Genomic DNA, 13,062 nt, shown 5'->3' with positions numbered 1-13,062 from the left:
AAAAGCCGGACAGGCAGTCCGGCTTGTATAAAAATTAATCGTCGCAGTGGTTGTCGGTGTCGACTCTGATGACGCGGCCGCTTTGTGAAGAAACGTCCACATCGTATTCGGTACAGCCTCTGCGGATTTCGATTTCCCAGCGTCCTCTGCTGTAATCGACGTCGGTAACGCGTCCGCCGCCAACGCGTTTTTTAGCGATTTTAACGGCTTGCGCTTGGGAGATGGAGCGGGAATGTTTGTGCGGTGCCGCTGCGGCGGTCAGACTGCCGGAAATGAGTGCGGCGGAAACGGCAAGCAGGGAAAGGGCGCGTAATTTCATGATGGGTCCTTTATGTGGCATAAAAAACAAACTATATGAAGATTGCCGCAAACAGGCAATCGGATTAACACAATTTGAATTTTGCCCCGAACACCGCCCGAACCGCTTGTGCGGCGTTTACATTTTTAACGAACAAATCGAACCACAGCAGTCATTTAAGGAATTGAATTTATGAGTATGTCCCTCGCCCAAAAACTCGCCGCCGACAGCATTGCGGCGGTTGCCGAAGGGCGCAACCTTCAGGATGTGTTGGCGCAAATCCGCGCAGCGCATCCCGAGCTGACGGCGCAGGAAAACGGCGCGTTGCAGGATATTGCCTACGGCTGCCAGCGTTATTTGGGCAGTTTGAAACATATGCTCGCGCAGATGCTGAAAAAGCCGATTGACAATCCGCAGCTCGAAAGCCTGCTTTTGGCGGCGATGTACCAACTGCATTACACGCGCAACGCGCCTCATGCGGTGGTCAACGAGGCAGTGGAGAGTATTGCGAAAATCGGGCGCGGGCAGTTCCGCTCGTTTGCCAACGCGATTTTGCGGCGGTTTTTGCGCGAGCGGGAGAAGCTGGAGGCTTCGTGCAAAAAAGACGATGTGGCGAAACACAACCTGCCGCTGTGGTGGGTGGCATACCTGAAAAACCATTATCCGAAACACTGGCACAACATCACCACCGCGCTGCAATCGCATCCGCCGATGACGCTGCGGGTCAACCGCCGCCACGGCAATGCCGAATCATATTTGGAAAAGCTGGCGGCGGAAGGTATTGCGGCTAGGGCGTTGGACGAATGTGCGGTAACGCTGGACGAGGCGGTTCCCGTCAGCCGGCTGCCTGGTTTTGCCGAAGGGCTGGTGTCGGTGCAGGATTTCGGCGCGCAGCAGGCGGCATATCTGTTAAACCCTAAAGACGGCGAACGGATTTTGGACGCGTGCGCCGCGCCGGGCGGGAAAACAGGGCATATGTTGGAATTGGCAGACTGTCATGTGACCGCTTTGGACATAGACGAAGGTCGTCTGAAAAGGGTGAAGGACAATATTGACCGTTTGGGGTTTCAGACGACCGCTCTGACTTGCGCCGATGCGCAGGACTTGGCGGCGTGGTATGATGGAAAGCCTTTCGACGCCATCCTTGCCGACGTGCCGTGTACCGCTTCGGGTGTGGCGCGGCGCAATCCCGACGTAAAATGGCTGCGCCGTCCGACCGATGCCGCCAAAACCGCCCGTCAGCAGGAGGCATTGCTGGACGCGCTTTGGCAAACCCTGACGAAAAACGGCAGAATGCTGCTTGCCACCTGCTCGGTGTTCGTCGAAGAAAACGACGTTCAGTTGCAAAAATTCCTCAACCGCCACGCCGATGCCGAGCTGATCGAATCGCGTGTGCTTTTACCGAACAAACATCAAGATGGCTTTTATTACGCGCTTATCAAAAAGCAGTAAACGGCTGTTTGGAACGCTGTTGCTCGCCCTGCCGCTGAATGCGGCGGCGGAGGGCATCAGCGTAACCCGCTCCGAGGCGAAGCTGACCGAAACCGGACAGCTTTCCGTCAGCAGCCGTTTCCGCACCGATTTGCCCGACCAGCTCAAACAGGCGCTCCGGCAGGGCGTGCCGTTGAATTTTACTTTGAGCTGGCAGCTTTCTGCGCCGTCCATGCCGTCTTACCGCTTCAAGTTTGACCAGCTGCTCAACAGCGACAACACCATCCACTACAAACTTTCCTTCCATCCGCTGACCAACCGCTACCGCATAACCGTCGGCACGTTTTCCACCGAATACGACACGCTTGATACCGCCTTGCGCGGCGTAGGTGCGGTCGCCAACTGGAAAGTGCTGTCCAAAGGCGCGTTAAGCGGTGTCGCAGCGAAAGACACGCAAGCCGAAATCCGCCTGCTGCTCTCGACGGCGAAGCTGCCCAAACCCTTCCAAATCAACGCATTGACTTCTAAAAACTGGCACTTGGATTCCGGCTGGAAGTCTCTGACCATCTCTCAGGAGTAAACCATGCGCCGCTTTCTCCTGATTGCCGTGTTGGCGGCGGTGGGACTGCTTTACGGACTGACCATCGCAACGGGCAGTACCAGCCCGTTGGCGGAATATTTCTGGTGGATTATCGCCCTATGTGCGCTGCTGATGCTGGTGTTGGCATCGGTTTTGACGCGCTACGTCCTGCTCCTTATGCGCGACAAAAGCAAGGGCGTGTTCGGCTCGCAGATTGCGCGGCGGCTGTCGGGGATGTTTACGCTGGTGGCGGTATTGCCGGGCGTGTTCCTGTTCGGCATTTCCGCGCAGTTCATCAACGGCACGATTAATTCATGGTTCGGCAACGATACCCATGAAGCCCTCGAGCGCAGCCTGAACTTGAGCAAATCCGCGCTGAATCTGGCGGTGGACAACGCCGTCAGCAACGCCACGCCGGTGCAAATCGACCTGATTAGCACTGCGTCTGTGGACGGAGATTTGGGCAAAGCGTTGACCAGTGCCGCCAAATCGGGCGGCTTTACCCAGCTTTCGCTATACGACGTCAAAACCCATAAAACCGAGAAAAGTGTCAATCCGCTGAAACTAAACCAGCCCGAACTCGACAAAGAAGGATGGGATACGCTGGAGCAGACCGGCTCGATACGCAGTTTGGAAAACATAGAAAATGTCTTGTACGCGCAAGGCTGGATGCTCATCGGCGCGCACAACGGACGCGATTACGCCTTGTTTTTCCGCCAGCCCATCCCGCAGGATGTGGCGCAAGATGCAACGCTGATCGAAGCGGCGCGGGCGAAATACGCCGAATTGAGCTACACCAAACAAGGCCTGCAAACTTTCTTCTTGGCGACTTTGCTGGTTGCCGCGCTGTTGGCGATTTTCCTTGCCTTAGTGATGGCGCTTTATTTCGCCCGCCGTTTCGTCGAGCCGGTATTGTCGTTGGCAGAAGGCGCAAGGGCGGTGGCGCAGGGCGATTTCAGCCAGAAACGCCCCGTGTTCCGCAACGACGAATTCGGCAGATTGACCCAGTTGTTCAACCACATGACCGAACAGCTTGCTATCGCCAAAGAAGCCGACGAACACAACCGCCTGCGCGAAGAAGCGGCGCGCCACTATCTCGAATGCGTGTTGGAAAGTTTGACCACGGGCGTGATTACTTTGGATGCCGAAGGTCGTCTGAAAACCTTCAACAAAGCCGCCGAACGGATTTTGGGCATTGAATTGGTGCCGCTGTGGGGCAGCAACTGGCACGACTGGCGCGGACAATCGCCGCAACAGACCTTGCTTGCCGAAGTATTTGCCGCGATTGAAGAAACCGCCAATGCCACCAAACCTGTTCAAGTCGAATACGCCGCCCCCGACGATGCGCGCATTCTCTTGGGTAAAGCCACCGTCCTACCTGATGACAACGACAACGGCGTGGTGATGGTGATTGACGACATTACCGTCCTCATCCGCGCCCAAAAAGAAGCCGCTTGGGGCGAAGTGGCGAAGCGGTTGGCACACGAAATCCGCAATCCGCTCACGCCTATCCAACTTTCCGCCGAGAGATTGGCATGGAAATTGCATGATAAATTGGACGAACAACACGCCCAAATCCTCAGCCGTTCGACCGACACCATCGTCAAACAGGTGGCGGCATTAAAAGAAATGGTCGAAGCCTTCCGCAATTACGCCCGCGCGCCGTCGCTGAATTTTGAAAAACATGATTTGAACCGCTTGGTAGAAGAAGTGTTGCTGCTGTACGAGGGCGGTGCGTGCCACTTTGTTCCGAACTTGTCCGACAAACCGCAGCCGATTTCCGCCGATACCACCGCCATGCGGCAGGTATTGCACAATATCTTTAAAAACGCGGCGGAAGCGGCGGAAGAGGCAGAAGTTCCCCAAGTGAATGTCAGCGTCGGCGAAGATAACGACGGACAGGTTTTATTGACCGTGTGTAACAACGGCAAAGGTTTCAGCAAGGAAATGCTGCATAATGCCTTCGAGCCGTATGTAACCGACAAACCGACAGGTACGGGACTGGGATTGCCCGTTGTGAAGAAAATCATCGAAGAGCACGGCGGCCGCATCAGCCTGAGCAATCAGAACGAAGGCGGCGCGTGTGTGAAAATAGCCTTACCCCGATTGGTAGAAACTTATGCGTAGCAGTGATATTTTAATTGTAGATGACGAAGTAGGTATCCGCGACTTGCTCTCGGAAATCCTCCAAGACGAAGGTTATTCCGTGGCTTTGGCGGAGAACGCCGAAGAGGCGCGCCAACTGCGCCACCAAACCCGACCCGCCATGGTGTTGTTGGACATATGGATGCCTGACTGCGACGGGATTACCCTGCTCAAAGAGTGGGCGAAAAACGGACAGCTCAACATGCCCGTGGTGATGATGAGCGGACACGCCAGCATCGACACCGCCGTCGAAGCCACCAAAATCGGCGCGCTCGATTTTCTGGAAAAACCGATTGCCCTGCAAAAGCTGCTCTCTACCGTCGACCGCGCCCTCAAACACGGCGAAATGCAGATGGCGGCGGGCTTGTCCTTCGACAAACTCGGCAACAGCCCCGTCATTCAGGAATTCAAGCAGCAGCTTGAGCCTGCCGTGAAAAAAAGCGGCCACGTGCTGCTCAGCGGCGAAACCGGTTCGCCGTTTGAAATCGTTGCCCGCTATTTCCACAAAAGCGGTACGCCTTGGGTCGGACTCAGCCGCGTCGAACTCATCGCCGACGCGCCTTTAGAGCTGCTGCAAAAAGCATCGGGCGGCACGCTTTATCTCGGTGATGCCGCGCAATACAGCAAAAACATCCAAAACGGCATCAGCTTCATCCTCGGTAAGGCAGACCGTTACAACGTGCGCGTCATTGTCGCCGGCAGCCATGCCGCCGATGAAAGCCCGGCAGACGCCATCGCCGATGCCAAGTTGTCCGAACTGCTTTCCGGCAACGTCATCAGCATCCCGCCGTTGCGCAGCCAATCCGAAGACATCGCTTTCTTGGTCAACCAAGTCATGACCGAATTGGCGGACAGCGAAAAAATCCAGCCCGTCAAATTCAGCAACGGCTCGCTGACCGTCCTCTGCCAATACAACTGGCCGGGCAATTTCGACCAACTCCGCAGCGTCGTGAAAAACCTGATGCTGGAGGCAGACGGACAGGAAGTCCACGAGCAGGCGGTCGTTGCCGCATTGGGGCAAAAACGGGCAACGGTTGCTACCGAAATCGTCGGCGGTTTCAACTTCAATATGCCTTTGCGCGAATTGCGTGAAGAGTTGGAACGCCGCTATTTCGAATACCACATCGCCCAAGAAGGGCAAAACATGAGCCGCGTCGCCCAAAAAGTCGGCTTGGAGCGCACGCACCTCTACCGCAAACTCAAACAATTAGGCATCAGCGTTTCCCGCCGCAGCGCAGCGGAAAAAGCAGAAGAGTAGGGCGGTAGTAGGATAAAAGGTCGTCTGAAAGCATACGGCACGCCGCGGTATGTTTTCAGACGACCTTGTTTGCCATTAATCTGTTCGCTTTTGCCGTATCCAGCCCACTGATGCAGATCCGGTTCATTTATTGAGTGCGCCATTTTCGTGCAGGCGGGAGAAGGAATCACGGCAGAGTGCGGCAAACATTCAAATAGCGGACATTTCTGCCGTATCGTGTAGAATATAAAAATATTACAAAAGTTACTAACGGGCTGCCGACTGTTTGGTAGTACCCGCATGACGGTAAACAGACACGAAACCGGAATCAGGCGCGGGAACGCCGTATCGGTTTAAAGTTTGCCGACTTTATCTTTAAATACTGACATTTATTCGTTTTCAGACGACCTCCCGATAAAAGGTCGTCTGAAAACAACAAGGGGACACAATTGATGACGGAAAACGACCGCCTTGACTGGCTGCAACTGGCGTTTACGCCTTATGTCGGCGCGGAGGGCTTCTTGCTCCTGCTGCAACGTTTCGGCAGCGCGAAAGCCACGCTGGACGCTCCTGCGGAGCAAATTGCCGCGGTGGTGCGCCACAAGCAGGCAGCCGAATCTTGGCGCAATGCGGAAAAACGGGCGTTGGCGCAAAAGGCTGCGGAAGCGGCGTTGCAATGGGAAACGCAGGACGGCTGCCGTCTGTTGTTGCTGCAAGATGATGATTTTCCTGAAATGCTGACGCAGGGCATTACCGCGCCGCCGGTTTTGTTCTTGCGCGGTAACGTGCAGCTGTTGCACAAACCTTCCGCCGCCATTGTCGGTAGCCGCCATGCCACGCCGCAGGCGATGCGGATTGCCAAAGATTTTGGTAGGGCGTTGAGCGAAAAGGATATTCCCGTCGTGTCGGGCATGGCTTCGGGTATCGACACCGCCGCCCATCAAGGCGCGTTGCAGGCGGGCGGCGGCACCATCGCCGTATGGGGGACGGGCATAGACCGCATTTACCCGCCGTCCAATAAAAACCTTGCTTATGAAATCGCCGAAAAAGGATTGATTGTCAGTGAGTTTCCTTTGGATACGCGCCCGTTTGCGGGCAACTTCCCGCGCCGAAACCGCCTGATTGCCGCGTTGTCGCAGGTTACGCTGGTGGTTGAGGCAGCCTTGGAATCCGGTTCGCTGATTACTGCCAAGCTGGCGGCGGAGATGGGGCGGGAGGTGATGGCGGTGCCCGGTTCGATAGATAATCCGCACAGCAAAGGCTGCCACAAGCTGATTAAAGACGGCGCAAAATTGGTGGAATGTTTGGACGACATCCTTCACGAATGTCCGGGACTATTGCAAAATGCGGCAGTTCCATCATATTCTATAAATAAGAAAAACAAAAAACGGAAAAACGCATCGCCGTTAAAGAGACGTCGTCTGAACCTGTTTTGCCGTTTTCAGACGACCTTCATGTCCAAAAACAGCCGGTGCAAGCCAATACGGTTGCTGCGCCGACATCAGAAGACGAGCTGCTGAACGCCATGGGTTACGACCCCGTGCATCCTGATATATTGGCGCAGCAAACCGCATGGGCGGCGGCAGACGTTTACGCCCGATTACTGGAATACGAACTCGACGGCATCGTCGCCGCCTTGCCGGGCGGTCGCTATCAGCGCATAAAAGCATAATCGATTCATTTATTAAGGAACCAGCATGACAGAAGTCATCGCCTATCTCATCGAACACTTCCAAGATTTTGACAACTGCCCGCCGCCGGAGGATTTGGGCCGCCTGTTGGAAGATGCGGGTTTTGACGTTACGGAAATCGGCAATACGCTGATGATGATGGAAGTGTTGTTCAACACCTCCGAATTCGCCGCCGCGCCGTTCGATAGTCATGCCCTGCGCGTGTATTGCAACGAAGAAGTGGAAAACCTGACGCAGGAAGTCATGGGGCTGATGCAGTATCTGGTTGCCGAACGCGCCATCACTTACGAGCAGCGCGAAATCGTCATCCACGCCCTGATGCACATCCCGCCCGAAGAAATCACGCTCGATACGGCTAAAGTGCTGGTGTTGCTCTTGTTGTGGGCGCACAAAAGCGAATTGCCCGTCTTAATCGGCGATGACCTGATGGGCGCGCTCAACGGCAAAGCGACCATGCATTAAACCTTTTCAGACGACCTTTTGACACAGCTTGTTCAGAAAGGTCGTCTGAAACGCATCATCCAATACATTAAAAGAGAACAAACCATGGCGAAAAACCTCTTAATCGTCGAATCACCGTCCAAAGCCAAAACCCTGAAAAAATACCTTGGCGGCGATTTCGAAATTCTGGCCTCCTACGGCCACGTCCGCGACCTCGTCCCCAAAAACGGTGCCGTCGATCCCGAACACGACTTCGCCATGAAATATGACCTGATCAAACGCAACGCCAAACACGTCGATGCGATTGTCGCCGGAGCCAAAGAAGCCGAAAACATCTACCTCGCAACCGACCCGGATAGGGAAGGTGAAGCGATTTCTTGGCATCTTTATGAAATCCTCAAAACCAAACGCGGCCTGAAAAACATCAAGCCGCAGCGTGTCGTGTTCCACGAAATCACCAAAAACGCCGTGCTCGACGCCGTCGCCAACCCGCGCGAAATCGAAATGGACTTGGTGGATGCGCAACAAGCCCGCCGCGCGCTGGACTATCTGGTCGGTTTTAACCTCTCGCCGTTGTTGTGGAAAAAAATCCGCCGCGGTTTGAGCGCGGGTCGTGTGCAAAGTCCCGCCCTGCGTCTGATTTGCGAACGCGAAAACGAAATCCGCGCGTTTGAAGCTCAGGAATATTGGACGGTACATCTCGACAGCCACAAAGGCCGCAGCAAGTTCACCGCCAAACTCGCCCAATACAACGGCGCGAAACTCGAACAATTCGACCTGCCGAACGAAGCCGCTCAATCCGACGTATTGAAAGAACTCGAAGGCAAAGAGGCAGTCGTTACCGCCATCGAAAAGAAAAAGCGCAGCCGCAACCCCGCCGCGCCGTTCACCACTTCTACCATGCAGCAGGATGCCGTGCGCAAACTCGGCTTCACCACCGACCGTACCATGCGTACCGCCCAGCAGCTTTATGAAGGTATAGACGTGGGGCAGGGCGCCATCGGTCTGATTACCTATATGCGTACCGACAGCGTGAATTTGGCGGATGAAGCGTTAACCGAAATCCGCCATTACATCGAAAACAAAATCGGCAAAGAATATCTGCCGAGTGCCGCCAAACAATACAAAACCAAATCCAAAAACGCCCAAGAAGCCCACGAAGCGATCCGTCCGACTTCCGTGTACCGCACGCCCGAAAGCGTCAAACCCTTCCTGAGCGCAGACCAGTTCAAACTCTATCAAATGATTTGGCAGCGTACCGTCGCTTGTCAGATGACGCCCGCCAAATTCGACCAAACCACCGTCGATATTACCGTCGGCAAAGGCGTATTCCGCGTAACCGGACAAGTGCAAACCTTCGCAGGCTTCCTCAGCGTTTACGAAGAAAGCAGCGACGATGAAGAAGGCGAAGACAGCAAAAAACTGCCCGAAATGAGCGAAGGCGACAAATTGCCCGTGGACAAACTCTACGGCGAACAACACTTCACCACCCCGCCGCCGCGCTACAACGAAGCCACGCTGGTTAAAGCCCTCGAAGAATACGGCATCGGCCGCCCCTCGACCTACGCCAGCATTATTTCCACACTCAAAGACCGCGAGTACGTTACCCTTGAGCAAAAACGCTTCATGCCCACCGACACAGGCGACATCGTCAACAAATTCCTGACCGAACACTTCGCCCAATACGTCGACTACCACTTCACCGCCAAACTCGAAGATCAGCTCGACGAAATCGCCGACGGCAAACGCCGCTGGATTCCCGTGATGGACAAATTCTGGAAACCGTTCATCAAGCAAGTGGAAGAAAAAGAAGGCATCGAACGCGCCAAATTCACCACGCAGGAACTCGACGAAACCTGCCCCAAATGCGGCGAACACAAACTGCAAATCAAGTTCGGCAAAATGGGCCGCTTCGTCGCCTGCGCCGGCTATCCCGAGTGCAGCTACACGCGCAACGTCAACGAAACCGCCGAAGAAGCCGCCGAGCGCATCGCCAAAGCCGAAGCTGAGCAAGCCGAACTCGACGGGCGCGAATGCCCCAAATGCGGCGGACGGTTGGTGTACAAATACAGCCGCACCGGCAGCAAATTCATCGGCTGCGCCAACTACCCCAAATGCAAACACGTCGAGCCGCTGGAAAAACCGAAAGATACCGGCGTCCAATGCCCGCAATGCAAAAAAGGCAACCTCGTCGAGCGCAAATCCCGCTACGGCAAATTGTTTTACAGTTGCAGCACCTATCCCGACTGCAACTACGCCACTTGGAATCCGCCCGTCGCCGAAACCTGTCCAAAATGCGCATGGCCGGTACTGACCATCAAAACCACCAAACGCTGGGGCGTGGAAAAAGTCTGCCCGCAAAAAGAATGCGGCTGGAAAGAACAGATTGAACCGCCTGCACCGAAAGAGTGAGATTAGATCGGTTTAAAAGAGAAAAGGTCGTCTGAAAAATTTTCAGACGACCTTTTGCTTTTCTGTGATTGGTTTATTTGAATCCGCGTGTCGTTTTGAAGTCCGATAAAATACGGTTCATTTCTGGTTCAAATAAGGCTATGTAATCGTAAGATAGACCGCGGCTGGTACTGGTGTGGGGAAAACAAATGACTTCGCAATTTTCAAACGATTGGAATCTGATTTTGAAACGTGTACCGCTAAAATCTTTTTGTACTACTCGTAGCGGTTGAGTTTGTTTTCCGACAAGCTGCTCGAAGCGCGGCAATACATTTGCGCGATTAAGATAATTTGTCAGGTTGCTTCCCATGAAGAGAATCAATTTCGGGCGTAGTTTCTCAATGTGGTAGAGAAAATTATCGACGTGTTCGGGCTGGAGAAATTTGTTTGGATTGTCAATATTGTTACCCTGAGTAGCTGCCCAGTTGGTTTGCACTAGGGATTTTTCAAAAGCACCGCCCAGTTCATTTTCGTCTAAGGGGTGTCCCCACATTTCAAACCAATTTTTTATCGTATTGTCGTAACGCCATTTTGTTGCCTGTTCACCATAATACAGGGATTTGTTGGCAAATGTATGGTCGATTTTATTTTCAGGGAGTTTGTATTCACCTGCTAGATAAGCAGCCTCATCAGCTTTACTCCAGCCCCATTCATAGCCACAAATCATTAAACCGTGTTTGTCGTTGTAACCTTGAAATATACTGTTACTGACATTCAGATCTGACATGATAATAACCTTATATAAATATTTCACGGAGATACTCATTATAAATAAGTAAATGTAATTTATCTAGTTTTATGAGGTTTAGGTTTAAAATGCATTTCACACGGTGAAACGCAGTTCAATATTTCATGTCGTCAAATTCAAACTGAAAAGGTCGTCTGAAAAATTTCAGACGACCTTTTGGGTTTTATAAAAGACAAGTTTTAACGCCGCGCGAAAACCAACGTGGCAAGAAAGAACAAACTGACTATCAAAGCGACAGTTTTGCCAATCAAGGGCAGACAAAAGACGAACCAAAGCAGGCCTCGCCCTAAGTTCGGAATCAATCCCAAGTGGCGGTAATATTCGTCAAAGAAATGGGCATGGGTGGTGAATGCAATCACACCGCTGATATAAACACCCAAAATAATTTTCCAAAGCGGCATTGTCAGCCATCCATATTTTCATTAAGTATTATGGCAAATAGACTGAAAAAGCGGTGGGAAAGTTCTAATGGCAAACGTAAGCGACCTTTTTATTTGAGAAAATATTTTATAATTTATAAAATTTTGTAAGTTTACCATTATAAAAAATAAATTTTTGCGATGGGTCGATTTGTTTTCATGCTGCCTTAAATGAAAAAACGCTGCTGTATAATGGCTGTTTTGTCATTCTTTAAAGGTCGTCTGAAACTGTAAGACGATTCGTTTTCCCAATCATGAACAAACACAGCAAACATTCAAATCAAGTCCGCATCATCGGCGGACAATGCAGGGGACGGAAACTGGTTTTTGCAGATGCAGACGGTCTGCGTCCGACACCTGACAGTGTCCGCGAAAAACTTTTCAATTGGCTCGGTCAGGATTTGACCGGTCTGAATGTGTTGGACTTGTTTGCCGGAAGCGGTGCGTTGGGATTTGAAGCCGCGTCCCGTAACGCGAAAAGGGTAGTGCTGGCGGATAATAATCGTAAAACTGCCGATATGCTGCGGCAAAACGCCAGAGTATTGGGTTTGGATAAACTGGAAATCCTCAATACCGATGGTCTTGCGTATTTGCAGAGGTCGTCTGAAAAGTTTGATGTGGTCTTTTTGGATCCGCCGTTTGCGTGGCAGGGCTGGGAAAATTTGTTTGCTTCTTTGAAAAACAGCTTGAAAAACGGGGCAATGGTCTATATTGAAGCAGGGGAGTTGCCCGATTTTCCCGAGTGGTTGGAGCTTTATCGCGAAGGACGGGCGGGCAAGAGCAGTTTTGTGCTTTTGCAATTTATCCAAGTGGCTGAATAGTAAGAGATTTGAGAATCATTACCAGGGTGTAAACATTCGCCTAAACGGATTGTTTTTGACGCGTTTGTGCTATAATCCGCGCCCAATCGGTTTTGATAATTTAAATGAAAAAGGAAAAGAAATGTCGCTCTTTATTACAGATGAGTGCATTAACTGTGACGTTTGCGAGCCGGAGTGTCCCAATGACGCCATCTCGCAAGGTGAAGAAATTTACGAAATCAACCCTAATTTGTGTACGCAGTGCGTAGGTCATTACGATGAGCCGCAATGCCAGCAGGTATGTCCTGTGGATTGTATCCTGATTGATGAAGAGCATCCGGAAACGCACGAAGAGCTGATGGCAAAATACGAAAAAATCATTCAGTTCAAATAAATTCTTTTTTAAAGCAATAAATTGAGTTATTTGTTAAAAACAAAACCAAAAAATAACTTGACGAAAATCTGAGTCGCGAATAAAATTGCGTTCTCTTTTGGTGGGATTCCCGAGCGGTCAAAGGGGGCAGACTGTAAATCTGTTGCGAGAGCTTCGAAGGTTCGAATCCTTCTCCCACCACCAAATTCCAATATATTGGAGCATTGATGCAATAAGTCTGCGGGTGTAGCTCAATGGTAGAGCAGAAGCCTTCCAAGCTTACGGTGAGGGTTCGATTCCCTTCACCCGCTCCAATAGTCTATTGGCCCATGTAGCTCAGGGGTAGAGCACTCCCTTGGTAAGGGAGAGGCCGGCAGTTCAAATCTGCCCATGGGCACCAAATACCATTTTCTCAGTATTTTAAAGATAGGAAATTTGCCATGGCAAA

The 13,062-nt window shown here is 52.2% G+C and carries 12 protein-coding genes, 3 tRNA genes and 1 pseudogene; 13 read left to right on the top strand and 3 right to left on the bottom strand.

Translation table 11 applies throughout. The annotated features are described in order from the left end of the window. Positions 1-34 precede the first annotated feature (34 nt). Positions 35-319 (bottom strand): PepSY domain-containing protein, encoded by a 285-nt coding sequence (locus tag NSCA4_RS0111775; protein WP_016688300.1) that lies wholly within the window; start codon positions 317-319, stop codon positions 35-37. Between the two features lie 171 nt (positions 320-490). On the opposite strand from NSCA4_RS0111775, the gene rsmB reads away from it, so the two are divergent. From rsmB to topA, 8 genes and pseudogenes are all read left to right on the top strand, one after another. Further along, positions 491-1,750 carry a 16S rRNA (cytosine(967)-C(5))-methyltransferase RsmB gene (rsmB, locus tag NSCA4_RS0111765; RefSeq protein ID WP_016688298.1) on the top strand — a complete coding sequence of 420 codons (1,260 nt, stop codon included), beginning with the start codon at positions 491-493 and terminating at the stop codon, positions 1,748-1,750. Beyond that, on the top strand, positions 1,716-2,309 hold the full coding sequence (locus NSCA4_RS0111760; protein WP_016688297.1) for a DUF4390 domain-containing protein: 594 nt from the start codon (positions 1,716-1,718) through the stop codon (positions 2,307-2,309). Before rsmB ends, NSCA4_RS0111760 begins: the two co-directional genes overlap by 35 nt. A 3-nt stretch (positions 2,310-2,312) precedes the next feature. Continuing rightward, on the top strand, positions 2,313-4,436 hold the full coding sequence (locus NSCA4_RS0111755) for a sensor histidine kinase (RefSeq protein WP_016688296.1): 2,124 nt from the start codon (positions 2,313-2,315) through the stop codon (positions 4,434-4,436). Further along, complete coding sequence (locus NSCA4_RS0111750) at positions 4,429-5,712, top strand: sigma-54-dependent transcriptional regulator (protein ID WP_016688295.1); 1,284 nt, start codon at positions 4,429-4,431, stop codon at positions 5,710-5,712. Before NSCA4_RS0111755 ends, NSCA4_RS0111750 begins: the two co-directional genes overlap by 8 nt. A 431-nt stretch (positions 5,713-6,143) precedes the next feature. Further along, the gene (gene dprA, locus NSCA4_RS0111745; RefSeq protein WP_029609760.1) at positions 6,144-7,211 is read left to right on the top strand and encodes a DNA-processing protein DprA; all 1,068 of its coding nucleotides are present in this window, start codon (positions 6,144-6,146) and stop codon (positions 7,209-7,211) included. After that, positions 7,208-7,363: pseudogene (locus NSCA4_RS16315) on the top strand (DprA-like winged helix domain-containing protein); the annotation flags it as partial. The gene dprA and the pseudogene NSCA4_RS16315, both read left to right, overlap by 4 nt. 25 nt (positions 7,364-7,388) lie before the next feature. Next, a complete protein-coding gene (locus tag NSCA4_RS0111735; protein ID WP_016688294.1) occupies positions 7,389-7,844 on the top strand; it encodes a Smg family protein in 456 nt (151 codons plus the stop codon). Positions 7,845-7,928: 84 nt separating this feature from the next. Continuing rightward, the gene (gene topA, locus NSCA4_RS0111730) at positions 7,929-10,235 is read left to right on the top strand and encodes a type I DNA topoisomerase (protein ID WP_016688293.1); all 2,307 of its coding nucleotides are present in this window, start codon (positions 7,929-7,931) and stop codon (positions 10,233-10,235) included. Positions 10,236-10,308: 73 nt separating this feature from the next. On the opposite strand, the gene NSCA4_RS0111725 is transcribed toward topA, so the two are convergent. Both NSCA4_RS0111725 and NSCA4_RS0111720 read right to left on the bottom strand, forming a co-directional pair. Next, a complete protein-coding gene (locus NSCA4_RS0111725) occupies positions 10,309-11,004 on the bottom strand; it encodes a hypothetical protein (RefSeq protein WP_029609759.1) in 696 nt (231 codons plus the stop codon). A gap of 197 nt (positions 11,005-11,201) precedes the next feature. Then, on the bottom strand, positions 11,202-11,423 hold the full coding sequence (locus NSCA4_RS0111720) for a hypothetical protein (RefSeq protein ID WP_016688291.1): 222 nt from the start codon (positions 11,421-11,423) through the stop codon (positions 11,202-11,204). Positions 11,424-11,695: 272 nt separating this feature from the next. Here NSCA4_RS0111720 and rsmD point away from each other — a divergent pair, with 272 nt between their 5' ends. The 5 genes from rsmD to NSCA4_RS0111695 all read left to right on the top strand — a co-directional run bounded on the left by rsmD (position 11,696) and on the right by NSCA4_RS0111695 (position 13,014). Continuing rightward, positions 11,696-12,262, top strand: a complete 567-nt coding sequence (rsmD, locus tag NSCA4_RS0111715) for a 16S rRNA (guanine(966)-N(2))-methyltransferase RsmD (protein ID WP_016688290.1) — start codon at positions 11,696-11,698, stop codon at positions 12,260-12,262. A gap of 121 nt (positions 12,263-12,383) precedes the next feature. After that, positions 12,384-12,635, top strand: coding sequence for a YfhL family 4Fe-4S dicluster ferredoxin (locus tag NSCA4_RS0111710; protein WP_003679513.1), 252 nt, complete (start codon positions 12,384-12,386; stop codon positions 12,633-12,635). 99 nt (positions 12,636-12,734) lie between these two features. Continuing rightward, positions 12,735-12,818, top strand: a tRNA-Tyr gene (locus NSCA4_RS0111705). A 36-nt stretch (positions 12,819-12,854) separates the two neighbouring features. Further along, positions 12,855-12,928 (top strand) — tRNA-Gly (locus NSCA4_RS0111700). A gap of 11 nt (positions 12,929-12,939) precedes the next feature. Next, a tRNA-Thr gene (locus tag NSCA4_RS0111695) sits at positions 12,940-13,014 on the top strand. Positions 13,015-13,062: the final 48 nt, after the last annotated feature.

Origin of the sequence: Neisseria sicca 4320, from assembly GCF_000193735.1 — a bacterium.
GTDB lineage: Bacteria > Pseudomonadota > Gammaproteobacteria > Burkholderiales > Neisseriaceae > Neisseria > Neisseria sicca_E.
Note: the sequence above shows the minus strand (reverse complement) of the source record. Positions and strands in the feature narration are given on the sequence as shown.

Coding starts and splice junctions, on each gene's coding strand:
- NSCA4_RS0111775 (WP_016688300.1), bottom strand. CDS start 319: ATGAAATTACGCGCCCTTTCCCTGCTTGCCGTTTCCGCCGCACTCATT.
- rsmB (WP_016688298.1), top strand. CDS start 491: ATGAGTATGTCCCTCGCCCAAAAACTCGCCGCCGACAGCATTGCGGCG.
- NSCA4_RS0111760 (WP_016688297.1), top strand. CDS start 1,716: ATGGCTTTTATTACGCGCTTATCAAAAAGCAGTAAACGGCTGTTTGGA.
- NSCA4_RS0111755 (WP_016688296.1), top strand. CDS start 2,313: ATGCGCCGCTTTCTCCTGATTGCCGTGTTGGCGGCGGTGGGACTGCTT.
- NSCA4_RS0111750 (WP_016688295.1), top strand. CDS start 4,429: ATGCGTAGCAGTGATATTTTAATTGTAGATGACGAAGTAGGTATCCGC.
- dprA (WP_029609760.1), top strand. CDS start 6,144: ATGACGGAAAACGACCGCCTTGACTGGCTGCAACTGGCGTTTACGCCT.
- NSCA4_RS0111735 (WP_016688294.1), top strand. CDS start 7,389: ATGACAGAAGTCATCGCCTATCTCATCGAACACTTCCAAGATTTTGAC.
- topA (WP_016688293.1), top strand. CDS start 7,929: ATGGCGAAAAACCTCTTAATCGTCGAATCACCGTCCAAAGCCAAAACC.
- NSCA4_RS0111720 (WP_016688291.1), bottom strand. CDS start 11,423: ATGCCGCTTTGGAAAATTATTTTGGGTGTTTATATCAGCGGTGTGATT.
- rsmD (WP_016688290.1), top strand. CDS start 11,696: ATGAACAAACACAGCAAACATTCAAATCAAGTCCGCATCATCGGCGGA.
- NSCA4_RS0111710 (WP_003679513.1), top strand. CDS start 12,384: ATGTCGCTCTTTATTACAGATGAGTGCATTAACTGTGACGTTTGCGAG.